This window comes from Dactylosporangium cerinum (assembly GCF_042653625.1).
GTDB lineage: Bacteria > Actinomycetota > Actinomycetes > Mycobacteriales > Micromonosporaceae > Dactylosporangium > Dactylosporangium cerinum.
The window spans coordinates 53,701-80,087 of sequence record NZ_JBHSIU010000019.1; the positions used below are offsets into that span (position 1 = coordinate 53,701).

Genomic DNA, 26,387 nt, shown 5'->3' on the forward strand with positions numbered 1-26,387 from the left:
CTTCACCCGCGTGGATGCGCTCATCCAACGGAGGAACCCTACCCTCCGTGATGTAGCAGCGCTTCTCGACCGGCCGGTATCGCCGTCAGCCGCCGCCCTGCGTCCCGCCCGGGCCGTAACTGATCCGGTTGAAGACTTTGATGGTGGCCACTGCCAGTGGGCAGATCGCGGTCGGTGCCGGGCCGGGGCTGTCCAGCTCGGACGGCTGCGGACCCGGATCCTGCGTCATGGCGGTGCTCGCCGGTGAGCTGGCCGGCGCTTTCGCCGTCGGCTTCCCGGGTGATGCCGGCGGCTGGGACGGGTTCACCGTCGGCCGGGCGTTCTTCACGTCGCAGACGGCGGCACGTACCCACAGGTCGAGGACGTACTCGTCGCGCTGCCAGCACGTCTCGATCCCGTCGACGCCCTCCGCCTGGCAGTCGGGGATGTCCCACTCGACCCAGCCGGCGTCCTTGAGCTTGCCGACGAACGCCCGGTTGGTCTCCTCCGGCCCGCGCGCCGACTCCCAGGTCCGCTGCCGGGACCGGCACTCGCGGATGCACCACCGGCTGCCCAGCGCCCCGTCGGTCGGGTTGCGCGCCGCCCACTCCGGCAGGTTCAGGTTGTCCAGCTCCACGAACACCGGGTCCCTGGTGAACTCGCGGATCACGAAGAACGCCGCGGGCGCGCTGACGACCGCGAGGACCACGAAGATGATCGTCGCGAGCCGCAGCTGCCGGACCCGCTTGGCCTGCGCCAGCTGCAGCAGCCCGAACGGCGCGATCTGCGTCGTGGACTCCCAGTCGAACGCGCCCGGGGTGGTGGCCGTCCCCCGGTACGTGGTCGCCGGGTTCGGGTCGAATCGGGCCAGGTCCACGAACGGTTTCGGGGGCGCCTCGCCGGGCTGCCTGGCCACACCGTACGGCGACGGCCGCCCACCGGGACCGCCGGGACCTTGCGGCCCACCGTGGGGTCCGCGCTGCTGCGGCCCGCCGCGGGACGCGCCCTGCGGGCCGTTGCCCCGCTGGAACCCCGGCGAGCCGGGCTCCTGCGGACCGCCACCCGGATGCGACCGCCCCTGCGGCCCGGCACCCTGCGGCCCGACACCGTGCGGACCCGCGCCCTGCGGACCCGCGCCCTGCGGCCCGGCACCGCGCGAGCCCGCGCCTTGCTGGTCCGCACCGTGCGGCCCGGAACCGTGGGCTGCGGCGTTGTGCGGGCCGCCACCCTGCCCGCGGGCGCGGAGGTCACCGCTCGGACCGCGGCCGTGGGCGTCACCACTCGGACCGCGGCCGTGGGCGTCACCGCCCTGACTACGGCCGTGGGGGTCACCGTGCTGCGGGGCGGCGCCGGCGGGCGTGGCCTGGAACGGGGCGCCGGCCTGCGCGCGCCCGCCACGGCCCGGCGCCCCGGCGGGGCCCGCGTCGGCGGCGAACCGACTGGTCAGCTCGGCACCGGACCCGCCGCGACGCTGGGCCGGCGGGGCCGATTCGTTGGCAAACCGGCCGGGACCGTCGCCGGCGGCCGCCTCGAACGCGCGGCGCCCGCCGCTCTGCTCCAGGTCGGGCTCGCCCCGACGCGGCTCGGGCACGGCCCGACGACCACGGGACGGCGACTCGTCATCGACGCGCGACTCCGGCACGGCCCGACGGCCACGCGACGGCGACTCATCGTCAACGCCTGGCCCGGGCACCGCCCGACGACCACGCGACGGCGACTCATCGTCAACGCCTGGCCCGGGCACCGCCCGACGACCACGCGGCGGCGACTCGTCGTCGGCGCGCCGTTCGTCGATGGGCGCGCGGTGCCCACCGGCCGGGGCTTCCCGGGCCGGGGAGTCCCACGCCGACGGCGCACCGCCTGGCCCCGCGACCGGCCCGGTGTGCGGAACGGCACCGGATCCGGCAGCAGGCCCCGCACCGGGCAACGACGTGCGGCCGGTGCCGGACACCGGCGGACGACCGGCGGGGGCGGCACCCGCGCCTCTCGCCCCGGGGTCTCCCCCGGGCGTGGACGGGCGGCCGGTGCCGGACGCGGCTCCGGGCACGGCGGTGCGGCCCGTGGCCGGCGCGGCACCGGGAGCGGCGGCACCGGGAACGGCGGCACCGGGAACGGACGAACGACCGGTGCCCGCGCCACGGCCCATGGGCTCGCCGCCCGGGACGGACGCGCGCCCTCCGGACGGTGCGCCACCGGGGGCGGCGGCGCGCGGTGCGGACCCGGACGGCGATCCGGTGCCCGCGGCGGGACCCGGGCCGGTCGCCGGCTCGCGGCGGCCCACGGGGTCGGCCTGCGGCTGCCAGGGGCTGGTGTCGGGCGCACCGCGGCGCCCGGTCGTCGGGGGCGTCTCGGGGGCCGCGCGGCGCCCGGTGGACTGGGACGTCTCCGGCTGCCACGGCGGCTCCGGCACGCTGCCCCGGCCGCGGGCGGGCACACCACCGGACGGCGACTCGCGCTCCGCCTCACCGCGACCAGCGGCCCGCCCGTCGCGCCAGCCGGGGGCCGGTTCGGCGGCCGCGCGACGCCCACCGGCGGGAATGCCACCCGACGGCGACTCACGGTCCGCCGCGCGACGCCCACCGGCGGGAATGCCGCCGGACGGCGACTCGCGCTCCGTCTCGCCACGGCCCGCGGCCCGGCCTCCGGACCAGGCGGTGGTCGGCTCGGCGCCGCGACGACCGGCCGCGGGCACACCACCGGACGGCGACTCGCGGTCCGGTTCGCTCCTGCCGGCGGCGGGCCGCCCGGCCTGCCACGCACCGGTCGCCGGCGCCTCCCGCTCGGCGGGACCGCGGCGGCCGGCCGCAGGGATACCACCCGACGGCGACTCGGCCGGACCGCGGCGGCCGGGGCCGGCTGCGGGGATGCCGCCCGACGGGGACTCGCGCGGGGCGTGCCAGGCCTGGGTCGGCTCGGCCGGGCGCGGCGGGTCGGCGCGGCGGCGCGGGTCCGCCGGCGGCTGGTCCAGCACGTCGCGGTCGCCGGGGCGCGCGGCGGCCGGGGGCTGCTGGAGGACGTCCTCGTCGCCTCGGGCGTTGCGGAGTTCGGCGAGCCAGCCGAGGTCCTCGTCGCTCGGGCCTTCTTCGGCCTTGCCGCGGCCACGCCGCTTCTTGGCCTCGTCTCGACCCGATGTCACCGGTGCCGCTCCTCCACCATGCTGGTCGCGCCGTCGTCCGCCGGTCCTGCTGCTGGCTCTGTGGTCCCCCGCACGATACGCCGCAGCTTCGGCAATCGTTCCGCCACAGCGCGCTCCGCGCCATGGCCCGTAGGGCGGTAGTACTCCCGGTCGTCGAGCCCTTCCGGGGCGTACCGTTGCTGGACAACGCCTCGGACGTCGTCGTGGGGGTATTTGTACCCTTTGCCGTGGCCGAGCTTGGATGCACCGCTGTAGTGCGAATCGCGTAAATGCGCGGGAACTGCACCACCGTGTCCGGCGTGGACGTCGGACATCGCGGCGCCGATCGCGGCGACGACCGCGTTGGACTTCGGGGCGAGCGCCAGGTGGATCACCGCCTGGGCGAGGACGATCTGGACCTCGGGCAGCCCGACGAACTGCACCGCGTGCGCGGCGGCCGTCGCGGTCTGCAGCGCGGTCGGGTCGGCCATGCCGATGTCCTCGCTGGCGTGCACGATGAGGCGCCGCGCGATGAACCGGGCGTCCTCCCCCGCGACCAGCATCCGCGCCAGGTAGTGCAGGGCCGCGTCGACGTCCGAGCCGCGGATGCTCTTGATGAACGCGCTGGTGACGTCGTAGTGCTCGTCGCCGTCCCGGTCGTAGCGCAGCGCGGCCACGTCGATGGCCTGCTCGGCGGTGGCCAGGTCGACCTGGGTGGCCCCCTGCGCGAGCGCCGCGCCCGCGGCCGCCTCCAGGGCCGTGAGGGCCTTCCTGACGTCGCCGTCGGCGAGGCGCACCAGATGCGCCTCCGCGTCGGGCGCGAGCGTCACCCGGCCGTCGAGCCCGCGGGCGTCCGCCACGGCGCGGCGCACGAGGGCGCGCACGTCGTCGTCGGTCAGCGGTTTCAGCGTCAGGTGCACGCAGCGCGACAGCAGCGGCTTGATGACGGAGAAGAACGGGTTCTCGGTGGTGGCGGCGAGCAGCGTGATGGTGCGGTCCTCGACGGCGGCGAGCAGCGAGTCCTGCTGGGTCTTGCTGAAGCGGTGCACCTCGTCGATGAACAGCACGGTCGGCGGCCCGCCCCGGCGCCGTTCCTTGCGGGCGACGTCGATGACCGTGCGCACGTCCTTGACCCCGGCGCTGAGCGCGGACAGGGCCACGAACTTGCGGTCGCCGGCTCCGGCGACCAGGTGGGCGACGGTCGTCTTGCCGCAGCCGGGCGGCCCGGAGAGGATCACCGACATCGGTGAGTCACCGGTGACCAGTTGCCGCAGCGGCGACCCGGCGACGAGCAGGCGTTCCTGCCCGACCAGCTCGTCCAGGGTCCGCGGGCGCATCCGCACCGCCAGGGGCGCGTCGGAGGCGACGTCGTCGAAACCGCCGGGGAGCGCGGGGTCTGCGCCGCCCGGTGGGTGCACCTCAAACAAGCCGTCCACGGCCCCAGACCCTACATGTTTGCGCTGCGAAAGAGCTTGATCAGACGGTACGGAGAGTAAGCCCCAGCAGTTTCCCGGCGACGGACGAGTCGAGGACGACCTTGCCGGGTCGGTGCAGTCCGCTCGCCACAAGGGTGGACGCGGGCACCGCGGACGGGTCGATCCCGTGCCGCTCGGCGACCCGGACGCCCAGTTCGTGGCGGGACAGTGCCTCGGGACCGGCGACGTTCAGCACGCCCGCGTAGTCGGTCGCGGCCAGGGCCACCAGGGCCGCGGCCAGGTCGTCGACGGCTATGGGGCAACGGATCTCGTCGGTGAACAGCGCCCCGTCGGCGGCGCCGGAAGCCAGGTCGAGGCAGGTGCGCTCGTGCCGGGACAGTTCGCCGCGGCCGCCGGAGACGATCAGCGACGTGCGGACCAGGGCGGCGCCCGGGTCGACGGCGGCGACGGCCTCCTCGGCGGCGGCCTTCGCGGCGCCGTAGTCGAACACCGGCGACGGCACGTCCGCCTCCGTGTACGGTGCGTCACGACCCGCGAAGATCGCGTCGGACGAGACGTGGACGAGCCGCGCGCCGACGGAGCTGGCGGCAACGGCGACGTTCGCGGCGCCGGCCGCCACCACCGGCCACAGGTCCTCGGGTGCGCCACCCTTGTTGCCGAGGGTGGTGGCGGTGTGAATGACCGTCGCGGGCCGTAGCACCGCGAACAACGCTGTCAGCGCGCCCAGGTCCCTGATGTCCACCCTGGGCGCCGGCACCGCCGCGCACCGGGCGGCGACGGCGCCTCCGAGATATCCGGAGGCGCCGGTCACGAGCACCGTCAAGCCTTGGCCCCTGATTCCGTGGCCGGCTTGGGTTTGCCGTCGACGCCCGCCTCGGCGCGCTGCTGCGCGGTGATCGGGGTCGGGGCGCCGGTCAGCGGGTCGAAGCCGCCGCCGGTCTTCGGGAACGCGATCACCTCGCGGATCGAGTCGGCGCCGGACAGCAGCATGCAGATGCGGTCCCAGCCGAAGGCGATGCCGGCGTGCGGCGGCGGGCCGTACTTGAACGCCTCGAGCAGGAAGCCGAACTTGTCCGCGGCGTCCTCGGCGCCGATGCCGAGGATGTCGAACACCCGCCGCTGCACGTCACCGCGGTGGATACGGACCGAGCCGCCGCCGATCTCGTTGCCGTTGCAGACGATGTCGTACGCGTAGGCGAGGGCCTCGCCCGGCGACTCCTCGAACCGGTCGATCCACTCGCGGTTCGGCGAGGTGAACGGGTGGTGCACGGCCGTCCAGCCCTTGGCGCCGCCGCCGGTGCCGCCGGCGTCGGGGTCGGTCGGCTCGAACATGGGCGCGTCGACGACCCAGCAGAACGACCACGCCGACTCGTCGACGAGCTTGGCCCGCTTCGCGATCTCGATGCGGGCCGCGCCGAGCAGCTCCTGCGCCTCGCGGCGTTCGGTGGACGCGGCGAAGAAGACCGCGTCGCCGGGCTTCGCGCCGACCGCGTCGGCCAGGCCGCCGAGGTGCTCGGCGGTGAGGTTCTTCGCGACCGGGCCCTTCGGCTCGCCGGTCTCGGCGTCCAGGACCACATACGCAAGGCCACGCGCGCCGCGCGCCTTCGCCCAGTCCTGCCAGCCGTCGAGCTCCTTGCGGGTCTGCGCGGCGCCGCCGGGCATGACGACCGCACCGACGTAGCCACCGGCGTCGATCGCGCCGGCGAAGACGCGGAACTCGGTGCCGCGCAGGTAGTCCGTCAGCTCGGTGAGCTCGACGGAGTAGCGCAGGTCAGGCTTGTCGGAGCCGTACCGGGCCAGGGCGTCGTGCCAGGTCAGCTTCGGGATGTCGGCGGTGATCTCGTGGCCGGCGAGGTCGGACCACAGGGCCCGCACGATCGCCTCGCCGAGCTCGATGATGTCGTCCTGGGTCACGAACGACATCTCGATGTCCAGTTGCGTGAACTCCGGCTGCCGGTCGGCGCGGAAGCCTTCGTCGCGGTAGCAGCGGGCGATCTGGTAATACCGCTCCAGGCCGCCGACCATGAGCAGCTGCTTGAACAGCTGCGGCGACTGCGGCAGCGCATACCAGGTGCCGGGCTGCAGCCGGACCGGGACCAGGAAGTCGCGGGCGCCCTCGGGCGTGGACCGGGTCAGGGTCGGCGTCTCGACCTCGACGAAGTCACGGTCCGCGAGGAGGTTGCGGGCGATCTGGTTGGCCCGGGAGCGCAGCTTCATCGCCTTGTGCGGGCCGGAGCGGCGCAGGTCGAGGTAGCGGTACCGGTAGCGCACGTCGTCGCTGGCGGCGTCGCCGTCGTCGACGGGCAGCGGCAGCGGCGCGGCCTCCGACAGCACCTCGAGGGCGGTGGCGACGACCTCGACCGCGCCGGTCGGCAGGTCGGGGTTCTCGTTGCCGGCCGGCCGGGCGCGCACCTCGCCGGTGACGAGCACGCAGTACTCGTTGCGCAGCGCGTGCGCGACCTGCATGTCCTCGCGGAAGACGACCTGGACCACGCCGGAGGCGTCCCGGAGATCCACGAAGATCACGCCGCCGTGGTCGCGCCGGCGGGCCACCCAGCCGGCGAGCGTCACGGTCGTGCCGGCGTCGCCGGCCCGCAGGGCGCCGGACTGATGGGATCGGATCACGGGAGGTCTCTCTCCTTCGGGTGTGGGCAGGTCCTGGCACTAGCTCTGGTCATTCTGTCACCGCAGGGTCGGGGCGATGTCCTCGGCCGGGGGCGCCCACCCTTCGGCGTCGACCTGCTCCCCGCTGCGGATGTCCTTCACCTGATCCGGGTTCTCCCCGTTGGCGGGGAACCAGACGAACGGGATGCCCCGTCGTTCCGCGTGCCGGATCTGCTTGCCGAGCTTCGCGGGCACGGGTGCCACCTCCGTCGCGATGCCCCGGGCGCGCAGCGAGGCGGCGATCCGGTTGCTGACGGCGCGCTCCTCCTCGCTCCACAGCGCGACGAGGACGGCGGTCGGCACGGGCCGGGAGACGCTCAGCGCGTCGGCCTTGAACAGCAGCCCGAGCAGCCGGGACACGCCGATGGAGATGCCGACGCCGGGGAAGACGTCCTTGCCGGCGCTGGCGAGGTTGTCGTAGCGCCCGCCGGAGCAGATCGAGCCGAACTGCTCGAAGCCGGCGAGCTCGGTCTCGTAGACGGTGCCGGTGTAGTAGTCGAGGCCACGGGCGATCTTCAGGGTCGCCTGGACCAGGCCGGGGCTGTGCTCGCGGGCCGTCTCGACCACCGCGGCGAGCTCGGCGATGCCCTCGTCGAGCAGCGGGTGCTCGACGCCGAGCTTGCGGACCTCGTCGACGAAGGACGCGTCCTTGGCCGAGATCCCGGCGAGCGCAAGGCAGGCGTCGGCCCGCGCCGCACCGTGCTTCTGGGCTATTTCGTCTTTTACGACACTCGGACCCACTTTGTCCAATTTGTCGACTATTCTCAGAATCTCTTCCGGGTCGTCGATCCCGAGGCCCCGGTAGAACCCCTCACACAACTTCCGGTTGTTCACCAGGATCGTGACCGGCGGGATCGGCAGCGCCCTGAGCGCGTCGCCGATGACCAGCGGGATCTCGGCCTCGTAGTGGGAGGGCAGGGTGTCACGGTCGACGATGTCGATGTCCGCCTGCAGGAACTCGCGATAACGGCCCGCCGCCGGCCGCTCCCCCCGCCACACCTTCTGGATCTGGTACCGGCGGAACGGGAACTGCAGCTTGCCGGCGTGCTCCAGTACATAACGGGCGAAAGGGACAGTCAGGTCGAAGTGCAGGCCGAGGCTCAGCTCGTCGACGTCGTCGTCGGTCGCCTGCAGGCGGCGCAGCGTGTAGACCTCCTTGGAGGTCTCCCCCTTGCGCAGCAGCTGGTCGAGGGGCTCGACCGCGCGCGTCTCCAGGGGCGAGAAGCCGTACAGCTCGAACGTGCGGCGCAGCCTGTCCAGGACCTGCTGCTCGGCCAGGCGCTGCTCGGGGAGCCACTCCGGGAACCCGGACAGCGGCGTGGGACGGGTCATCTGCTTCTACCAGCCTCGGTTTTGTGGCTTTTCGGACGCTTCGCGGAGGTACGGGTTGTAGGTGCGCTCGCGGCCGATGGTGGTCCCCGGTCCGTGGCCGGGCAGCACGACGAGCTCGTCGGGGAGCGTGAGCACCTTGTCGCGCAGGCTGGTCCACATCTGCGTCATGCTGCCGCCGGGCAGATCGGTGCGGCCGATCGAGTCCTTGAACAGCACGTCGCCGGTGAAGACCTCCTCGGCGCTGCGGAACATCACGGACCCGCGCGTATGGCCCGGCGCGTGGTCGACGATCAGCTCCAGCCCGGCTATCTTCAGGACCAGGCCGTCCTCGAGGGGCGCGACGTCCTCGGGCTCCGTCCAGGTCAGCCTGCCGCCGAACAACGACGTAAGGTCGGTGCCGAGCCCCTTGGTCGGGTCGGCGAGCATCTCGCCGTCGTCCGGGTGGATGTAGGCCGTGATGCCGCGCGCGCCGCAGACGGGCGTGACGGAGAACGTGTGGTCCAGGTGGCCGTGCGTCAGCAGCACCGCGGCCGGCTGGAGCCGGTGCTCGGCGAGGAGCGCGTCGAGCCGGTCGACGACCCCGATCCCGGGGTCGATGACAACGCACTGCTCACCGGGCGCGGGAGCGACGACATAGCAGTTGGTCCCGAACGCTTCGGCGGGAAAGCCGGCGACGAGCAAGACGGCGCTCCTCCCTGTCTATTTCCGCACAGAGATCCCTGTCAGACCCCTCAGACCCTATCCGGAGGTCAGGCACAGCGAACCGTGACCGGGCGGCGACCACCATTCCGGTTTCTACCCGTACACTCTGGCGGGCGTGTGACATGGCACCCAAACGTATTCCTGGAGGGGAGCACCGGTGGCTTCCAGTAAGAGCCGGCAACGCGCCTTGGCGCGGGCGAAGACCGAGCGGCAGATCGCCCGTCGGGCGGCAGCGGCGAGGCGTCGTCGGCAATGGCAGGCCGGCATCGGCGGGGCGGTGGCACTGACCCTGCTGGTCCTGGCCGTGATCTGGAAGACCGGCGGCTTCGACCCCGAGAAGATTCCGGTGGCGCAGTGTTCGTGGACGCCGGTCGATGCCGGTGACGGTGTCAAGGACGTCGGCAAGCCGCGGACCAATGACGTCGTCACCAACGGCGTGAAGACCATGAGCGTCGCGCTCACCCAGGGCACCGTGACCGTCAAGCTCGACCCGAGCAAGGCGAAGTGCGCGGTGGAGAGTTTCACGTACCTGGCCGGCAAGAAGTTCTACGACAACACTCCGTGCCACCGGCTGTATCTCGGCTCGCTCCTGCAGTGCGGCGACCCGTCCGGCAAGGGCACCGGCGGCCCCTCGTACCGCTTCCCGGACGAGAACCTCCCGCTGGCCGACGCGCCGTCTGCCGACCCCTCGGCCGACCCGAGCGCCGCCGCCGACAACACCGTGCTCTACCCGGCCGGGACCGTCGCCATGGCCAACTCCGGCGTCGACACCAACGGCAGCCAGTTCTTCCTGGTCTTCAAGGACGTCAAGCTGCCGCCGAACTACAGCGTCGTCGGCACGATCGTCGGCGGCATGGACCTCCTCACCCAGATCGGCGCCGCCGGCACGCAGCCTGGGGCCGACGGCGCGGTGACCAACGACGGCAAGCCGAAGACCGAGGTGAACATCACCTCACTGACGGTGACCGACGTCGCTCCGCAGGAGGAGCCGGCGCCCGCCCCGTCGGCGTCCACCTCGGCACCCGCGGCGTCGTCGTCCGCCTCGCCGGCCCCTTCGGCGAGCGCCTCAAGCAAGTCGTAACTCCACCCCTAATCCCTGCTGAGCAAGGAGTACCAACCGTGACCTCCAACCGGGACCGCCAGCGCGCCGCAGCGCGTGCGCGGCTGGAGCGGGAGATGGCCGACCGCGCCGAGCGCTCAGCCAGCCGACGGCGCAGGAACACGACGATCGCCGCGACGGCCGGTGGGTTGGTGGTCCTGCTCGGTGTGGCATGGCTGGTGGTCGTGATGACCAAGGGTGACGACAAGACGGAGCCCTCCGCCGCATCATCGGCCTCCGCGGCCCCGACCAGCTGCACCTGGCTGCCGCTGGTCGACCCGTCGGCGTCGCCCGCGCCGGAGATCCCCAAGGAGGTCAAGGACGTCGGCACCCCGCCGACGTCCGGCGAGCCCCGCACCGGGTCTCAGACCATGACCATGGACACCAGCGTCGGCACCATCAAGATCAAGGTGGACACCGCCAACGCCCCGTGCGCGGCGGCCAGCTTCACGTACCTGGCCAGCAAGAAGTTCTTCGACGGCTCGAAGTGCCACCGCCTGGTGACCCAGAGCATCTACGTCCTGCAGTGCGGCGACCCGTCCGGCACCAGCCTCGGCGGCCCGACGTACCGCTACGCCGAGGAGAACCTGCCGACCGGCCGCCGCCCCGCGTACACCGAGGGCATGGTCGCGATCGCCAAGACGCAGAACCCGGCCAGCAGCGGCAGCCAGTTCTTCATCGTCTACAAGGACATCGAGTCCCTGTCGGCCGACTACACCGTTCTCGGCCGCGTCACCGAGGGCCTCGACCTGGTCAAGAAGGTCGCCGAGGCCGGCACGGTCCCGGACCCCGCCGCCTCCGGCGACCCAGCCGCAGCCGCCTCCGGCGACGGCGCCCCGAAGACCGAGGTGAAGATCAACTCGCTGACCATGAGCGCCGCCAGCTGACGCTCCGCTCCACCCGTACCACCCGTTCCATCCGGAAGGGCCGCGGCACTCGCTCGTCGAGCCGCGGCCCTTCTGCTGTGCCGCCCCCGGATGGCCCCCAGGGTCTGCAGTGTGGCGGGCTCACAGCGGTGCCATCGTGCCGCAGCGATCGAAGTCGCGGATCGGCCGCGCCGGCGACCACGGGACGACTTCGATCTGGCCGTAAGCGAGCCATCACGACCGACTACGCGGAGCACAGGACGGGGAAACGGCCTCTCCGAAGCGCGCTCTCCAGGAACCGCCACCCCCGGCGGCGGTCCTCTCCGAAGTGGGCTCCAGGAAGCACTGGTCAGCCACCACACCCGCCCGCGATCGCGGGTCGCCCGAAGCGGGATGGCCAGCGGCCGTGCACCACGGCAGCCGAACCCCCTGAACTCGCCGGACTCGGCTCGACACAACCCGGCCCAGCCCAGCGTCATGGCCCAGCGTCATGGCCCAGCGTCATGGCCCAGCGTCATGGCCCAGCGTCACACGGTCCGACGTCACACGGCGTGGCGTCACACGGCGTGGCGCAGCGTCGCACCATACGGCGGGGCACAGCTTTCCTGGCCCCGGCGCAACGACCTGGACCATCTCCGCATCCCCAGGCCCGGCGCAACACGGCCAAACGCAACGCACGGCCAAACGCGACGCACGGCGCGACGGCGTACGGTCCGGCACGGCCCAGCGTGGCGCTGACCGGGCGGGGACCGGTCGGCGGGCGGACGAGCGCCGACCGACCGGTGGTGGTCAGGCGCCGGAGGTGACCCGGTAGGCGTCGTACACGCCGTCGATGCGGCGGACCGCGGCGAGCAGGTGGTTGAGGTGCTTCGGGTCGGCCATCTCGAAGCTGAACCTGCTGATCGCCACCCGGTCGCGGGTCGTCGTGACGGTCGCGGAGAGGATGTTGACCTTCTCCTCGGACAGGACGCGGGTGACGTCGGCGAGGAGCTTGTGGCGGTCGAGGGCCTCGACCTGGATGGCGACCAGGAAGGTGGAGGCGCTGGTGGGCTTCCAGTTGACCTCGAGGACCCGCTCCGGCTGCTCCTTGAGGTCGCCGGCGTTGGCGCAGTCGTCGCGGTGGACGCTGACCCCGCCGGAGCGGGTGACGAAGCCGAAGACGGCGTCGCCGGGGACCGGGGTGCAGCAGCGGGCGAGCTTGATCCAGACGTCGTCGACGCCGAGGACCTCGACGCCGGGGTCGGAGGCGGCGGTGCGGGTGCGGGACGGCCGGGTCGGGATGGCGGTCTCGGCGATGTCCTCGACGGCGCCCTCCTCACCGCCGTAGCCGGCGACGAGGCGCTGCACGATCGACTGGGCGGAGGCCTGGCCGTCGCCGACGGCCGCGTAGAGGGCCGCGACGTCGGCGAGGTGCAGCTCGCGGGCGATCGTCATGAGGGACTCGGAGGTCAGCAGGCGCTGCAGCGGCAGGCCCTGCTTGCGCATGGCCTTGACGATCGCCTCCTTGCCGGCCTCGATCGCCTCCTCGCGGCGCTCCTTGTTGAAGTACTGCCGGATCTTGGTGCGGGCCCGGGGGCTCTTGACGAAGCCGAGCCAGTCCTGGGTGGGGCCGGCGGTCTCCGACTTCGACGTGAAGATCTCGATGACGTCGCCGTTGGACAGCGTGCTCTCAAGGGGGACGAGCTTGCCGTTGACCCGGGCGCCGATGCACTTGTGGCCGACCTCGGTGTGCACGGCGTAGGCGAAGTCGACCGGGGTCGAGCCGGTGGTCAGCGCGATCACGTCGCCCTTGGGCGTGAAGACGTAGACCTCCTGGCTGGAGAGGTCGAAGCGCAGGGCGTCCAGGAACTCCGAGGGGTCGCTGGCCTCCCGCTGCCAGTCCAGCAGCTGCCGCAGCCACGTCATCTCGTCGATGTGGGCGGGCGGGCCGGCGATCGTGGCGTTCTTGGACTCCTTGTAGCGCCAGTGCGCGGCGATGCCGTACTCAGCGGTGCGGTGCATCGCGTAGCTGCGGATCTGCAGCTCGACCGGCTTGCCGGTGGGGCCGATCACGGTGGTGTGCAGCGACTGGTACATGTTGAACTTCGGCATCGCGATGTAGTCCTTGAACCGGCCCGGGACGGGCTGCCAGTTCGCGTGGATGACACCGAGTGCGGCGTAGCAGTCGCGGACCGTGTCGACCAGGATGCGCACGCCGACCAGGTCGTAGATGTCGCCGAAGTCGCGGCCGCGGACGATCATCTTCTGGTAGACGGAATACAGGTGCTTCGGCCGCCCGGTGACCTCGGACTTGATCTTCGCCGATTTGAGGTCGGTGGCGACCTTCTGGGTCACGGTGCGCAGCAGCGAGTCGCGCTGCGGGGTGTGCTCGGCGATGAGCCGGCTGATCTCGTCGAACCGCTTCGGGAACAGGGTCCGGAACGCGAGGTCCTCGAGCTCCCACTTGATCGTGTTCATGCCGAGCCGGTGCGCGAGGGGCGCCAGGATCTCCAGGGTCTCCTTGGCCTTCTGCTCCTGCTTGGGGCGGGGCAGGAAGGTCAGGGTCCGCATGTTGTGCAGCCGGTCGGCGAGCTTGATGACGAGGACCCGCGGGTCCTTGGCCATCGCGACGACCATCTTGCGGATCGTCTCGGCCTTCGCGGCGTCGCCGAGTTTGACCTTGTCGAGCTTGGTGACGCCGTCGACGAGGAGCGTGACCTCGCCGCCGAAGTCGACCTGGATCCGCTCGATGGTGTATTCGGTGTCCTCGATCGTGTCGTGCAGCAGCGCCGCGACCAGGGTCGTGGTGTCCATGCCCAGGTCGGCGAGGATCGTGGCGACGGCCAGGGGGTGCGTGATGTAGGGGTCGCCGGACTTGCGGTACTGCCCCTTGTGGAAGTGCTCGGCCATGTCATACGCCCGCTGCAGCAGCCGCACGTCGGCCTTGGGGTGGCTGGCCTTGTGCTGCGCGATGAGCGGCTCGAGGACCTCGCTGACCGACGGGCTCTGCCACGGCGCGTTGAACCGGGCCAGCCGGGCGCGGACCCGCCGGCCGGTCGGCGCGGCGCCGACCAGGCCCAGGGCGGCGCCGGTCATCGAGCCGGCCGCCTCGGTCAGGTCCTCGGTGTCCTCACCGAGATCGTCCACGACCCGCCGCGCCGGCTTGGCGGGGGCGGGGGCCGGGGCCGGCGTCGGAGTGACCCCGGCAAAGCCGGGGTCGGTGGAGCGGCGGTTGTGCTGCACGCCACCGTCGGGGGTCGGGAACTGCAGCACCACACCGCCTGCTTCGGCCGTCTCCGGCTCGGTGCCCTGCGGTGCCTGTTGCTGGTCGTCCTGCACGTGGACCGCCTCCGGTGTCGACGCAGCGCCCATCCGCTTGACCGTACCCCCCATCGGGGATGCGATGTCGCCGGTCACCGGCCACTCCTCATCGCCGTCAACGTATGAACCGCAAGCGTACCCGCCCCCACCGACATTCCCAGGCTCCAAAAGGCCTGAAGCCGGGTCAGGACACGGTCAGCAGGGCATGAACCGGACGAGGTGCGATCCTGGACCGGCCGCCGAGGAACCCGAGTTCCAGGATCACGCTGAAGCCGCTGACCCGGCCGCCGGCGCGTTCGACGAGTCCGAGGGTGGCAGCGGCGGTGCCCCCGGTCGCGAGCACGTCGTCGACCACGAGGACGCGCTCCCCCGCGACGAACGCGTCGTCGTGGACCTCGATGACCGCTTCGCCGTATTCGAGGGCGTAGCTCGCGGAGACGGTCGTGCGGGGCAGCTTGCCGGCCTTGCGCACCGGAACGACGCCCTTGCCGGTGGCGTACGCGACGGCGGCGGCGATCACGAACCCGCGGGCCTCGATCCCGGCGACGACGTCGAAGCTGTCCGCGCCGTGCTCGGCGATGATCGCGTCGATCACGGCCCGGAAGGCCGGGCCGTCGGCGAACAGCGGCATCAGGTCCTTGAACAGGATGCCGGGTTTGGGAAAGTCGGGCACGTCGACGACCTTGCCGGCGACCAGCTCCGAGATCTCCACGGGGTTACCTCCAAGGGCGGAACGCGGCACGGGCGCCGCTGCGAAGCGACGCCCGTGCCGGGTGAACGATGGGTGATGGAAGGTCAGCGCCGGCCGGAGCCCGGCCTGCCGCCGGCCCGGGGACGTTTCGCCTGGCCGGGACGGGCACCCGGGCGGGCGCCCGGCCGTGGTGCCGCACCCGCGAGCTCGGACCGCTCCGCCGACCCCGACCGGCCGATCGGCACGCCGTCGCTGTCGACGGGCGGCGCCTGGGTGGCCTGCTTCGCCAGGGCGACGCGGCGGTTCGCGACGCGGGACTCGTGCGCCTGCAGGCGCGGCTCGCGGACCTTGAACTCGGCGAGGACCGGCGTGGCGAAGAAGATCGAGGAGTACACCGCGACGCCCATACCGATGAACAGCACCAGACCGAGGTCCTTCAGCGTGCCCGCGCCGAGGAGGCCGGCACCGATGAAGAGCAGACCGCCGACGGGCAGCAGGGCGACCAGACCGGTGTTGATGGAGCGCATCAGGGTCTGGTTGACCGCGAGGTTGGCGGCCTCGGTGTAGGTGCTGTTGTTGTTGCCGGTGATGCCCCGGGTGTTCTCCTGCACCTTGTCGAACACCACGACGACGTCGTACAGCGCGAAACCGAGGATCGTGAGGAAGCCGATGACCGTCGACGGGGTGACCTCGAACCCGACGAGCGAGTAGACGCCGCCGGTGAGGACCAGGTTCAGCAGCAGCGACGCGAGCGCCGCGACGGCCATCCGCCACTCGAAACGGAACGCCAGGTACGCCGTCACCAGCGCCAGGAAGATCACCAGACTCTGCAGGGCCTTGGTGGTGACCTGGCCGCCCCAGGAGGTGCTGACGGCGCTGTCGCTGATCTGGGCCGGGTCGATGTTGAAGGTGTCGGCCACCTTCTCCTTGATCTCGGTCTGCCGGGCCGCGTCGGTGATCAGTTCGGTCTTGATGACGTACTGCTTGTCACCGACCGTCTGGCCCGTCTTGACCTCGACGCCGGCGTCGCCGAACGCCTTCTCGACCGAATCGAGCGAGCCGACGCTGACCGGCACGTTGTACTGGTTGCCGCCCTCGAACTCGATGCCGAGCGTGAAGCCCTTGAACACCATGCTGCCGATCGCGATCAGCAGGGCGATCCCGGCGACGGTGAACCAGAGCCGCCGGCGGCCGACGACGTTGACGTTGGCTTCACCACGGTAGAGCCGGGCTGCGATGCCACCTGTGCCGCTCATCGTCAGACCTCCTTCGGGCGGTTACGACGGGGGGCGGAGGGCGCCACACCGGTGCTCTGACGCTGCTCGACGATCCGGCCGAGGCCGGAAACCCTCGGTGACAAGAACGCTTTACTGCGCGCGAACAACGTCATGATCGGATGACGGAAGAGGAACACCACGACGAGGTCGAGGATGGTCGCGACGCCCAGGGCGAACGCGAAGCCCTTGACCGAGCCGATGGAGAAGAAGTACAGCACCGCGGCCGCGAGCAGGGTGATCGCGTTGGCGGAGATGATCGTGCGGCGGGCCCGGACCCAGGCGCGCGGGACCGCGCTGCGGGGGCTGCGCCCCTCCCGGATCTCGTCCTTGAGCCGTTCGAAGTAGATGACGAACGAGTCGGCGGCGACGCCCAGCGACACGATGAAGCCGGCGAACCCGGCGAGCGTCAGGGTGAAGCCCATGGTCCGGCCGAGCACGATCAGGGCCATGTAGACCATCGCGCCGGACAGCACCAGGCTGAGCGTGATGACCAGGCCGAGGAGCCGGTAGTAGAAGAACGAGTAGAGCACCACCAGCAGCAGGCCGATGCCGGCGGCGAGCACGCCCGCCTCCAGGTGCGAGCTGCCCAGCGTGGCGGAGATGCTCTGCGCGTCCTGCGGGACGAAGGACAGCGGGAGCGCGCCGTACTGCAGCTGGTTGGCGAGCAGCTCGGTGTCACGCTTGGTGAACGAGCCGGTGATCCGCGCGTCGCCGGGGATGACGCTCTCGATGACCGGTGCGGACACCACGGTGTTGTCGAGCACGACCGCGACCTGCGCGCTGTCGGTGCCGTTGTTCCACGCCTCGCGGGTCAGGTTGGTCCACTTGTCCTGGCCCTTGCTGCTGAACGACATCGTGACGATCCACTTGCCGTTCGTCGAGTCGATCGACGAGTCGGCCTTGGAGACGTCGGTGCCGAGCACCTTGGCGACGTCGAGCATGTACTTGGTGCCGGGCTCGCACGCGACGGCCTGCACCTTGTCGTCCCGGATCGAGCCGACCGGCCGGTTGTTGAGCTTGTCGCAGGTGATGTACGGGATGTTGTACTGGATGCCGGCCGGCAGGACGGCGACCTCTTCCGGGGTCAGCGTCTTGAACGGCGCGTAGAGCTGGGCCTTCGACGGGTCCGCGGACAGGTCGACCGGCGCGGTCTCCTGCGCCGCGGCGCCGAGGGCGGCCGCGCCGACCTTCTTCTCGACCTCGGCCCGCAGCTGCGCCACGTCGGGCGCCACGGGCGCCGCGGAGGTGGACGCCGAGGCGGAGGCGGACGCGGACGGCGCGGCGGAGGACGCCGGCGCCGAGGACGCGGGGGCGGACGCCGACGCGGACGGCTTGGCGCTGGCGGACGCCGAGGCCGACGCGGACGCGGGCGCGGACGCGGGCGCGGACGCGGGCGCGGACGCCGACGGCGAGGCCGACGCGGACGCCGACGGGTCGGTGCCGCCGGTGTCGCCGGTCGAGCCCAGCACCTTGCGGAAGCGCAGCTCGGCGGTCTGGCCGATCTGCTTCAACCGGTCGTCGCTCTTGCCCGGCAGGGAGACGACGATGTTGCTGTCGCCCTCGATGACGACCTCGGCCTCGGAGACACCGAGGCCGTTGACCCGGCTGTCGATGATGTCCTTGGCCGTGTTCATCTGTTCTTTCGAGGGCGGCTTGCCGGTGTCGGTCTTCGCCTGCAGCGTGACCGTGGTCCCGCCGATGAGGTCGAGGCCGAGGTTCGGCTCAAGCCGGTTTCGCCAGCCGCCGTCACCGCCGAACCACACCCAGATGGCGAGCAGAACGAAGATGGTGCCGAGCACACCGAGCTGACGGCCCGGGTGCATCGGTGCCTGAGGTTGTGCCACGGCTGTCGGGTCTCCCTGCACTAACGCCGGCGGGGTGCGCGGCGTGCTTGTTCGTCGTGGTGTCGGTCAGCCTGCGCTCAGTCCAGGGACTTGGGCGTGGTCCCGGGCGCCGGCGTCTCGTCGTCCTCCGTCTCGGTGGCGTCGTCGTCGACGGCGTCGTCGCTGACGGCCTTCTGGTTCACCTTGCCGATCGCGGCCTTGGCGTATCTGGCGGTGACGCCGGGCGCGATCTCCAGCAGGACGCTGTCTTCGTCGATGCTGCGAATGGTGCCATACAACCCACCGACGGTGATGATCTCGTCACCGATCCCCATGGCGGACTGCATGTTCTGGACTTCTCGGCGGCGGCGCTGCTGCGGGCGGATCATCATGAAGTAGATGAGGGCGAAGATCCCCACGATGAACAGCAGGGAGGTGTACCCACCGCCACCTGAACCCTGTGCCTCGGCGAACAGCACGATCATGGCCTTCCGGTCGGCTCGGGACCCAGGGGCCTGGGCGGACCGAGCGAAGTATGAAGTCCGCGCGGCGGACCGCGGCGAGTCTAGTCGGTGTGTCGGAAGACACGCAGACCGGCGTCTATCACGGTCCGATCACGACAGCTTGGGACGCTACGGCTCCAAGCTGAAAAGATCGGGCATTTGCGGCGATGTTCCCCCTGCGTGGCTCCCGCCACCGACGGTACCAGCGGGAACCGGCAGTCCAAGATGACGCCATGCACTCGGCGTGGCCACTCGCCCACGCGGAGTACGCGCGAGCAGTCCGGTGCGCAGCAGGAACGGTTCACAGACCTCTTCGACGGTGTCGGGTTGCTCACCGACGGCCACCGCGAGGGTGGACAGCCCGACCGGTCCCCCGCCCTGCCGGATCAGTGCCCGCAGCACCGCCCGGTCGAGGCGGTCCAGGCCGAGTTCGTCGACGTCGTACACGGCCAGGGCGGCCTTCGCCGCGGCCAGGTCGACCACCCCGGTGCCGCGCACCTCGGCGTAGTCCCGGACCCGGCGCAGCAGCCGGTTGGCGATCCGCGGGGTGCCGCGGGAGCGCCGCCCGATCTCGGTGGACCCCTCGTCGGTGATCGGCACGTCCAGGATCCGCGCCGAGCGGGCGATGATCAGCTCCAGCTCGTCGGGGTCGTAGAACTCGAGCTGGCCGACGAACCCGAAGCGGTCCCGCATCGGGCCGGTCAGCAACCCGCTCCGGGTCGTCGCGCCGACCAGCGTGAACGGCTCCACGTCGAGGGGGATCGCGGTCGCGCCCGGGCCCTTGCCGACCACGACGTCGACCCGGAAGTCCTCCATCGCGCTGTACAGCAGCTCCTCGGCCGGCTTCGCGATGCGGTGGATCTCGTCGATGAACAGCACGTCGCCATGGGACAGGCTGGTCAGCACCGCGGCCAGGTCCCCGGCCCGCTCGATCGCGGGACCGCTGGTCATCCGCAGCCCGGCGGACAACTCCGCGGCGACGATCATGGCGAGGGTCGTCTTGCCGAGGCCCGGCGGGCCGGACAGCAGGATGTGGTCCGGCGGGCTGCCGCGGCGCAGCGCGCTCTGCAGCAGCAGGTCCAGCTGCTCCCGGACCCGGTGCTGCCCGATCAGCTCGGCGAGCCGCTTCGGGCGCACGCTCTGCTCGGCGGCCTGGTCCTCCGCCGCCGCATACGCACTGACGAGAGGGTCGGTCACCGCAGCGTGCCCAGCATGCGGATCGCCTGCTTCAGCAGCACCGGCACCGGCGGGACGGTGCCGCCGTCGAGCTGCTCGGCGACGGCCGCGACGGCCTGGTCGGCCTGACCGGCGGTCCAGCCGAGCCCGGTGAGCGCCTGGCGGACCTGCTCGGCCCAGACCGCGCCGACGCCGACCCCGACGAGGGCCGCGCCGTCGCCGGGCAGCGCGCCGATCTTGTCGCGCAGCTCCAGGACCAACCGCTCGGCGCCCTTCTTGCCGATGCCCGGCACCCGGGTCAGCGTGGACGTGTCGTTGCTGGCGATCGCGCGGCGCACCACCTCCGGGGTGTGCACCGCGAGGACCGCCTGGGCCAGCCGCGGGCCGACGCCGGTCGCGGTCTGCAGCAGCTCGAACAGCTGCTTCGCCTCGTCGTCGGCGAACCCGTACAGCGTCAGCGAGTCCTCCCGCACGACCAGCGACGTGGCGAGCCGCGTCTCGTGCCCGACCCGCAGGTCGGCGAGGGTCTGCGGCGAGCACTGCACGGCAAGGCCGACCCCGCCGACCTCGATCACGGCCCCGTCCGGCGACACGGCGGCGACCCGCCCCCGCACACTCGCGATCATCGTGCTCTCCTCAGCGCCGCCTGGATGCGGTCCCGGGTGCCGCCCCTCCAGACATGACAGATTGCCAGAGCGAGGGCGTCGGCGGCATCGGCGGGCCGGGGCGCGACCGACAACCGCAGCAGCCGGGTCACCATCGCCGTGACCTGTGCCTTGTCCGCGGACCCGTTGCCGCTGACGGCGGCCTTGACCTCGCTGGGGGTGTAGGTCTGCACCGGCAGGCCGGCCCGGGCGGCGACCAGGATCGCGACCGCGCCCGCCTGCGCCGTGCCCATGACGGTGCGCACGTTGTGCTGGCTGAACACCCGCTCCACCGCGACGGACTCCGGGCGGTGCTCCTCGACGAGGGCGGTGAGCCGCTGGTCGAGATTGAGCAGCCGGTGCGCCAGGTCCAGGTCCGGGTCGCTGGTGACGACCTCGTAGTGCACGAGCTTGCACGGCCGGCCGGGCACGCCCTCGACCACGCCCACACCGCAGCGGGTCAGCCCCGGGTCGACCCCCAGCACGCGCACCCCAACCCCCTCATACGTGTGTTCGACACGATAGCGGACGCGTCGCACGGACCTAGAACACGACACACACACCGACTCCACCGAAGGTATGTGGGCGGGCCCCATGGGACGCGCGCACGAAGGCTCGTACGTTTCCCGCCATGACGACGCCACATCCCGTTCCGCCGCACCAAGTGGTCGCCTTGGACCTGCGTGGCCGGACCGCACTGGTGACCGGTGCGGGCAGCGGCATCGGCCGGGGTGTCGCCGTGCGCCTGGCCGCGGCCGGTGCCACGGTGGTGGCCGTCGACCGCGACGCCGAATCGCTGAAGCTGCTTGCCGACGATTTCGGTGTGGTACCGGTGGTCGCCGACCTTTCCGAACCCGACGACGCCGAGGAACGGCTCGCGGGCCACTGGCAGGCCGACATCCTGGTCAACAACGCCGGGCTGCAGCACGTCGCGCCGGTCGAGGACTTCCCGCCGGAGCGCTTCGCCTACATCCAGACCGTCATGGTCGAGGCGCCGTTCCGCCTGACCCGCCGGGTCCTGCCGCACATGTACGCCAGGGGCTGGGGCCGCGTCGTCAACATCTCCTCCGTGCACGGCCTGCGCGCCTCGCCGTTCAAGTCCGCGTACGTCACGGCGAAACACGCCCTCGAGGGCCTGTCCAAGACCGTGGCCCTGGAGGGCGCGCCGCACGGCGTCACCAGCAACTGCATCAACCCCTCCTACGTGCGCACGCCCCTCGTCGAGGGGCAGATCGCGGCGCAGGCGGCCGCCCACGGCATCGACGAGGCCGAGGTCGTGGAGAAGATCATGCTCACCAGCGCGGCGATCAAGCGGCTGATCGAGCCCTCGGAGGTGGCCGAGCTCGTCGCGTACCTGTGCAGCGACGCCGCCGGGTTCATCACCGGCACGTCGGTCGCGATCGACGGCGGTTGGACTGCGCACTGACCGTGCCCGCCCCTGGGCACCTAGCACAATGGGGGTGTGACGATGCTGGAGTACCTGGAGCTGCTCGCGCGGGAGGCCGCCGCGGTCGAGTTCGAGGGCCCGCTCGTCGCCGCCCGCAACGCCGGCCTGCCGCCGGACCGCCTCGCCGAGCTCGAACAGGCGAAGATCGTCGCCCTGCGCGTCCGGGCCCTGCTCGAACGCCGCCGGCGCCGCGAGGAGGAGCTCTCCGGGCTGTTCGACACCGCCAGCGACCTCGCCGGCCTGCGCGACGTCGACGCCGTCCTCGCCGCCATCGTGCACCGCGCCCGGACCCTGCTCGGCGCCGACGTGGCATACATGACGCTCAACGACGAACACCACGGCGACACGTACATGCGGGTCACCGACGGCTCGATCTCCGCCAAGTTCCAGGCCCTGCGCCTGCCCATGGGCGCCGGGCTCGGCGGCCTGGTCGCGCAGACCGGCAGCCCGTACGTGACGGCGAACTACCCCGAGGACGCCCGCTTCCGGCACACCGGCGACATCGACGCGGGCGTCGGCGAGGAAGGCCTCGTCGCGATCCTCGGCGTGCCGCTGCGGCTCGGCTCGCGCATCATCGGCGTCCTGTACGCCGCGAACCGCTCCGCCCGCCCCTTCGCCCGCGAAGAGGTGTCCCTGCTGGTGTCCCTGGCCGCGAACGCCGCCGTCGCGATCGACACCGCCCGCCTGCTCGGCGAGACCCAGGCGGCCCTGGAGGAGCTGTCCGCGGCCAACGGCATGGTCCGCGCCCACAGCGACTCCGTCGAACGTGCCGCCGCCGCCCACGACCGCATGACCGCCCTCGTGCTGCGCGGCGCCGGCGTCGAGGACATCGCCGAGGTCGTCACCGAGGTCCTCGGCGGGGCCCTGCTGGTCCTGGACGCCGACGGCCGCCGCCAGGCCAGCGTCGGCGCCCTGGAGCCCCCCGACGCGAGCGCCATCGCCGAGGCCCTCGCCGCGTCCCGGACGGAGGGCCGCAGCGTGCGCCGCGGCCCGCTGTGGCTCGCCGCGGTCGTCGCCGGCGCCGAGAACCTGGGCGCGCTCGTGCTGCGCCCAGACCGTCCCCTCGTCGACGCCGACCAGCGCATCCTGGAGCGGGCCGCGGTCGTCACCGCCCTGCTGCAGCTCTTCCGCCGCACGGTCGCCGAGGCCGAGGGCCGGGTCCGCGGCGAACTGCTCGACGACGTCATCACCCGCCCCGTCCGCGACGCCGACTCCCTGCGCACCCGCGCGAAACGCCTCGGCGTCGACCTGGACGCCCCGAGCGTCGTCGTGGCCGTCGGCGAGGACGCGGTCGCGGGCGGCTCCGCGCGGCAGCGTGCGGTGTCCTGGGCGCAGACGTACGCACAGGCCCGCGGTGGCCTCGCCGCCGCCCGGGACGGGCACGTGGTGCTGCTGCTGCCCGGTGACGCGGCCGGCCCGCTGGCCCGCACCGTCGCCCGCGACCTCGGCAAGCTCCTCGGCCGCCCGGTCACCGCCGGCGCCGGCGGTCCCGCGACGGGTCCGGCGGGCATCGCGGCCGCCTACCGCGACGCGGACCGGTGCGTCATCGCCCTGGCCGCGCTCGGCCGCGGAGGCGCCGGGGCCAGCACCGCCGAGCTGGGCTTCGTCGGGCTGCTGCTGGGCTCGGCCCCGGACGGCCGGGACCGCGACGTCGAGCAGTTCCTGGGCTCCACCATCGGGCCGGTCGTGGACTACGACGTGCGGCGCGGGACCGCGCTGGTGAAGACCCTCGAGGCGTACTTCGGGGTCGGCGGCAGCCTGGCCCGGGCCGCGGAGCTGCTGCATGTGCACGTCAACACGGTGACGCAGCGGCTGGAACGGATCGGGCAGCTGCTCGGCGCCGACTGGCAGAAGCCGGAGCGTGCGCTGGAGGTTCAGCTGGCGCTGCGCCTGCACCGGCTTCGCGCCTGAGCCGCGAACCGCAACCGCTGGATCACCACGGCCCCAGCTATATGTTGAAATTTCGGATGTGTCGGTCGGCGCCAGCCGGCCGACACATCCGAGGAAAGACGCCCGAGGAACGAGCCGCGCCCTTCGGGAAACGCCGGAACAACCTCAGGCGCGCGCCCCGCGGAGCACCGCGTCGACCAGGCGCTCCGCGAACTGCTCGTCGGACACGTTCGGGTTCCAGCGCAGGATGTTCTGCGCCAGCGTCGGCCCCGACAGCATGAGCAGCGTCAGCTCGATGTCGAGGTCCGCCCGCAGCTCCCCGCTCGCGATCCCCCGCCGCAGCACGCCCCGCATCACGTCCCGCCGAGGCTCGATGACCCCCTGATACACCCGGTGCATCTCCTCGCCCTTGGCGAGTTGCGGCAGCAGGCAGGCGGTGACCTTGCCGTAGTGGTCCATGCGCTTGGTCCGCATCCCGGCGATCAGGGTGACCAGGTCGTCGCGGACGGACTCGCCGGCCAGCTCCGGTGACGGGCCCTTCATGACGGCGACGGCGTCGATGAGCAGCGCCTCCTTGTTGGGCCAGCGGCGGTAGATCGTCGCCTTGCCCACGCCCGCCTTCGCCGCGACCGCCTCGATCGAGATCGCGTCGGCGCTCTGACCGCTGCTGAGCAGGTCCATGACCGCTTCGATGATGGCCTCGTCCGCGCGGGCGCTGCGGGGCCGGCCGGGACCCTTACGGTCCTGGTCGGCCACCGCATCCACGCTCGCCGTCGTCATGGCTTCCATTGTTGCCGAGTTCTCACCCGGAAGCCACACGCGGCTGGCTGGCAGGTCATCACACGTCTACCAGCTCGACACCCTGCTCCTCCGCGAGGCTCTCCGCGGTGGTGGGTGCGGGGGCGGTCGCCGGGCGCTTGCCCGGCAGCCAGACGAACGCGACGGCGGCACCGAGGACCGCGAAGACCGCGGAGCCGATCGCCGAGTAGTGCATCGCGGTGATGAAGGCGTCGTTGGCGTGCTGGATCAGCGCCTGCCCGGCGGGCCCGACGTTCGCCGCGACGCCGTACGCACCGGAGATCGACTCGTCGGCGACCGCCTTCGCGGCGGCCGGCAGGCCGGTCGTGGAGTCTTCGACGCCACTGCGGTAGTAGGAGCTGATGACGGCGCCGAGCGCGGCCACGCCGAGGGCGCCGCCGACCTGACGGATGGTGTTGCTGACGGCCGATCCGACGCCGGCCTTCTCGCGGGGCAGCGCGGCCATGATCGCCTCCGTGGCCGGCGGCATCACGTTGGCCATGCCGACGCCCATGACGAAGAACAGCGCGCCGACGACCCAGATCGGGGTGGTCGTGCCGATGAAGATCCAGCCGGTGAGGCCGAGCGCGACCAGGAGCAGGCCGGTGGTGCTGACCGCCTTGGGGCCGTAGCGCTTCACCATCGCGGCGCTGCGCGGGGCGAAGACCAGCTGGCCGAGCGCGAACGGCACGAACAGCGCGCCGGAGGCCAGGGGGCCGTAGCCGCGGACCAGCTGCAGGTAGAAGGCGCTGGTGAACATGGCGCCCATGGCGGCGAAGAAGACCAGGCCGATCATCGCGGTGGAGGCCGAGAACTGGCGGTTGGCGAAGAGCCGCACGTCCAGCGACGGGAACTCGATGCGGCGCTCGTAGATCACGAACGCGGCGAGCACGACGACCGCGGCGACCAGGGTGCCCCACGACTTGAGCTCGCCGAAGCCGGACTCGCCGCCCTCGATGACGCCGTACGTGAGCAGGGTCAGGCCGATGATCGACAGCAGGACGCCGACGAAGTCGATGCGGCCGGGCCGCGGGTCCTTCGACTCGGGGATGAGCACGCTGACCAGGATCACGCCGACGACCACGATCGGGACGTTGATCAGGAAGACCGAGCCCCACCAGAAGTGCTCCAGGAGCAGGCCGCCGACGATCGGGCCGATCGCGACGCCGAGACCGACGGCGCCGGCCCAGACGCCGATCGCCTTGCCGCGCTCGCGCGGGTCGAAGACGTTGGCGATGATCGACAGGGTCGACGGCATGACCGCCGCGGCGCCGAGGCCCATCAGGGCGCGGGCCCAGATCAGCTGGCCGGGCGTGTCGGAGTAGGCCGAGACCAGCGACGCGATGCCGAACAGCACGAGCCCGACGGTCAGCGAGATCCGCCGGCCGAGGCGGTCGGCGAGGATGCCGGCGGTGAAGAGCAGGCCGGCGAAGACCAGGGTGTAGGAGTTGATCGCCCATTCGAGCTCGCTCTGGGTGGCCCCCAGGCCGTGCTTCGGGTCGGCGATGGTGCGCATCGCGACGTTGAGCACGGTGTTGTCGAGCACGACGACGAGCAGGCTGATGACGAGCACGCCGAGGATGGCCCAGCGTCGAGGATGTCCGGTGTTGGCTGGTGCGGTTGTGGCTGCGTCCATGTGTGCATG

General features: G+C 72.1%; 20 protein-coding genes. 4 read left to right on the forward strand and 16 right to left on the reverse strand.

What is annotated here, in order from left to right:
* Positions 1 to 85 precede the first annotated feature (85 nt).
* The 6 genes from ACFPIJ_RS17985 to ACFPIJ_RS18010 are packed head-to-tail and all read right to left on the reverse strand — an operon-like array spanning position 86 to position 9,207.
* Positions 86 to 3,115, reverse strand: coding sequence for a hypothetical protein (locus ACFPIJ_RS17985; RefSeq protein WP_380116256.1), 3,030 nt, complete (start codon positions 3,113 to 3,115; stop codon positions 86 to 88).
* Positions 3,112 to 4,530: a replication-associated recombination protein A gene (locus tag ACFPIJ_RS17990; RefSeq protein ID WP_380116257.1), complete on the reverse strand. Its 1,419-nt coding sequence runs from the start codon at positions 4,528 to 4,530 to the stop codon at positions 3,112 to 3,114. The genes ACFPIJ_RS17985 and ACFPIJ_RS17990 overlap by 4 nt, the downstream gene beginning before the upstream one ends.
* Positions 4,531 to 4,570: 40 nt before the next feature.
* Positions 4,571 to 5,347, reverse strand: coding sequence for a sugar nucleotide-binding protein (locus tag ACFPIJ_RS17995; RefSeq protein WP_380116815.1), 777 nt, complete (start codon positions 5,345 to 5,347; stop codon positions 4,571 to 4,573).
* 2 nt (positions 5,348 to 5,349) lie between these two features.
* Positions 5,350 to 7,155, reverse strand: a complete 1,806-nt coding sequence (gene aspS, locus ACFPIJ_RS18000) for an aspartate--tRNA ligase (protein WP_380116258.1) — start codon at positions 7,153 to 7,155, stop codon at positions 5,350 to 5,352.
* Between the two features lie 57 nt (positions 7,156 to 7,212).
* A complete protein-coding gene (hisS, locus tag ACFPIJ_RS18005; RefSeq protein ID WP_380116259.1) occupies positions 7,213 to 8,526 on the reverse strand; it encodes a histidine--tRNA ligase in 1,314 nt (437 codons plus the stop codon).
* 6 nt (positions 8,527 to 8,532) lie between these two features.
* The gene (locus ACFPIJ_RS18010) at positions 8,533 to 9,207 is read right to left on the reverse strand and encodes an MBL fold metallo-hydrolase (RefSeq protein WP_380116260.1); all 675 of its coding nucleotides are present in this window, start codon (positions 9,205 to 9,207) and stop codon (positions 8,533 to 8,535) included.
* A 178-nt stretch (positions 9,208 to 9,385) separates the two neighbouring features.
* Between ACFPIJ_RS18010 and ACFPIJ_RS18015 the strand changes: the two genes are divergently transcribed.
* Both ACFPIJ_RS18015 and ACFPIJ_RS18020 read left to right on the forward strand, forming a co-directional pair.
* Positions 9,386 to 10,309, forward strand: coding sequence for a peptidylprolyl isomerase (locus ACFPIJ_RS18015; protein ID WP_380116261.1), 924 nt, complete (start codon positions 9,386 to 9,388; stop codon positions 10,307 to 10,309).
* A 38-nt stretch (positions 10,310 to 10,347) separates the two neighbouring features.
* Positions 10,348 to 11,214, forward strand: coding sequence for a peptidylprolyl isomerase (locus ACFPIJ_RS18020; RefSeq protein ID WP_380116262.1), 867 nt, complete (start codon positions 10,348 to 10,350; stop codon positions 11,212 to 11,214).
* A 768-nt stretch (positions 11,215 to 11,982) separates the two neighbouring features.
* On the opposite strand, the gene ACFPIJ_RS18025 is transcribed toward ACFPIJ_RS18020, so the two are convergent.
* From ACFPIJ_RS18025 to ruvC, 8 genes are all read right to left on the reverse strand, one after another.
* A complete protein-coding gene (locus tag ACFPIJ_RS18025) occupies positions 11,983 to 14,544 on the reverse strand; it encodes a RelA/SpoT family protein (RefSeq protein ID WP_380116263.1) in 2,562 nt (853 codons plus the stop codon).
* 133 nt (positions 14,545 to 14,677) lie between these two features.
* Positions 14,678 to 15,205 carry an adenine phosphoribosyltransferase gene (locus ACFPIJ_RS18030; protein ID WP_380116264.1) on the reverse strand — a complete coding sequence of 176 codons (528 nt, stop codon included), beginning with the start codon at positions 15,203 to 15,205 and terminating at the stop codon, positions 14,678 to 14,680.
* 83 nt (positions 15,206 to 15,288) lie between these two features.
* The gene (gene secF / locus ACFPIJ_RS18035) at positions 15,289 to 16,440 is read right to left on the reverse strand and encodes a protein translocase subunit SecF (RefSeq protein WP_380116265.1); all 1,152 of its coding nucleotides are present in this window, start codon (positions 16,438 to 16,440) and stop codon (positions 15,289 to 15,291) included.
* A gap of 2 nt (positions 16,441 to 16,442) precedes the next feature.
* Entirely contained in the window at positions 16,443 to 18,305 is a 1,863-nt protein-coding gene (secD, locus tag ACFPIJ_RS18040; RefSeq protein WP_380116266.1) for a protein translocase subunit SecD, read from the reverse strand.
* A 77-nt stretch (positions 18,306 to 18,382) separates the two neighbouring features.
* Positions 18,383 to 18,763, reverse strand: a complete 381-nt coding sequence (gene yajC, locus ACFPIJ_RS18045) for a preprotein translocase subunit YajC (protein WP_380116816.1) — start codon at positions 18,761 to 18,763, stop codon at positions 18,383 to 18,385.
* A 153-nt stretch (positions 18,764 to 18,916) separates the two neighbouring features.
* Complete coding sequence (gene ruvB / locus ACFPIJ_RS18050; protein WP_380116267.1) at positions 18,917 to 19,984, reverse strand: Holliday junction branch migration DNA helicase RuvB; 1,068 nt, start codon at positions 19,982 to 19,984, stop codon at positions 18,917 to 18,919.
* Positions 19,981 to 20,589: a Holliday junction branch migration protein RuvA gene (gene ruvA, locus ACFPIJ_RS18055; protein WP_380116268.1), complete on the reverse strand. Its 609-nt coding sequence runs from the start codon at positions 20,587 to 20,589 to the stop codon at positions 19,981 to 19,983. Before ruvA ends, ruvB begins: the two co-directional genes overlap by 4 nt.
* The gene (ruvC, locus tag ACFPIJ_RS18060; protein WP_380116270.1) at positions 20,586 to 21,098 is read right to left on the reverse strand and encodes a crossover junction endodeoxyribonuclease RuvC; all 513 of its coding nucleotides are present in this window, start codon (positions 21,096 to 21,098) and stop codon (positions 20,586 to 20,588) included. The genes ruvA and ruvC overlap by 4 nt, the downstream gene beginning before the upstream one ends.
* Before the next feature lie 140 nt (positions 21,099 to 21,238).
* Between ruvC and ACFPIJ_RS18065 the strand changes: the two genes are divergently transcribed.
* Together ACFPIJ_RS18065 and ACFPIJ_RS18070 are read left to right on the forward strand one after the other, a co-directional pair.
* Positions 21,239 to 22,033 carry a 3-hydroxybutyrate dehydrogenase gene (locus tag ACFPIJ_RS18065; RefSeq protein WP_380116272.1) on the forward strand — a complete coding sequence of 265 codons (795 nt, stop codon included), beginning with the start codon at positions 21,239 to 21,241 and terminating at the stop codon, positions 22,031 to 22,033.
* Between the two features lie 42 nt (positions 22,034 to 22,075).
* The gene (locus ACFPIJ_RS18070; RefSeq protein WP_380116817.1) at positions 22,076 to 23,965 is read left to right on the forward strand and encodes a helix-turn-helix domain-containing protein; all 1,890 of its coding nucleotides are present in this window, start codon (positions 22,076 to 22,078) and stop codon (positions 23,963 to 23,965) included.
* Between the two features lie 144 nt (positions 23,966 to 24,109).
* Here the strand turns inward: ACFPIJ_RS18070 and ACFPIJ_RS18075 are convergent, their stop codons facing one another.
* A complete protein-coding gene (locus ACFPIJ_RS18075) occupies positions 24,110 to 24,724 on the reverse strand; it encodes a TetR/AcrR family transcriptional regulator (RefSeq protein ID WP_380116274.1) in 615 nt (204 codons plus the stop codon).
* 58 nt (positions 24,725 to 24,782) lie between these two features.
* Complete coding sequence (locus ACFPIJ_RS18080) at positions 24,783 to 26,378, reverse strand: MFS transporter (protein WP_380116275.1); 1,596 nt, start codon at positions 26,376 to 26,378, stop codon at positions 24,783 to 24,785.
* Between the last annotated feature and the right edge of the window lie 9 nt (positions 26,379 to 26,387).

Excerpts from the sequence above, each read along its gene's own strand:
- ACFPIJ_RS18025 (WP_380116263.1), bottom strand. The coding sequence starts at position 14,544 with ATGGGCGCTGCGTCGACACCGGAGGCGGTCCACGTGCAGGACGACCAG.
- secF (WP_380116265.1), bottom strand. The coding sequence starts at position 16,440 with ATGAGCGGCACAGGTGGCATCGCAGCCCGGCTCTACCGTGGTGAAGCC.
- ACFPIJ_RS18080 (WP_380116275.1), bottom strand. The coding sequence starts at position 26,378 with ATGGACGCAGCCACAACCGCACCAGCCAACACCGGACATCCTCGACGC.
- ACFPIJ_RS18065 (WP_380116272.1), top strand. The coding sequence starts at position 21,239 with ATGACGACGCCACATCCCGTTCCGCCGCACCAAGTGGTCGCCTTGGAC.
- hisS (WP_380116259.1), bottom strand. The coding sequence starts at position 8,526 with ATGACCCGTCCCACGCCGCTGTCCGGGTTCCCGGAGTGGCTCCCCGAG.
- ruvA (WP_380116268.1), bottom strand. The coding sequence starts at position 20,589 with ATGATCGCGAGTGTGCGGGGGCGGGTCGCCGCCGTGTCGCCGGACGGG.
- ACFPIJ_RS18075 (WP_380116274.1), bottom strand. The coding sequence starts at position 24,724 with ATGACGACGGCGAGCGTGGATGCGGTGGCCGACCAGGACCGTAAGGGT.
- ACFPIJ_RS18070 (WP_380116817.1), top strand. The coding sequence starts at position 22,076 with ATGCTGGAGTACCTGGAGCTGCTCGCGCGGGAGGCCGCCGCGGTCGAG.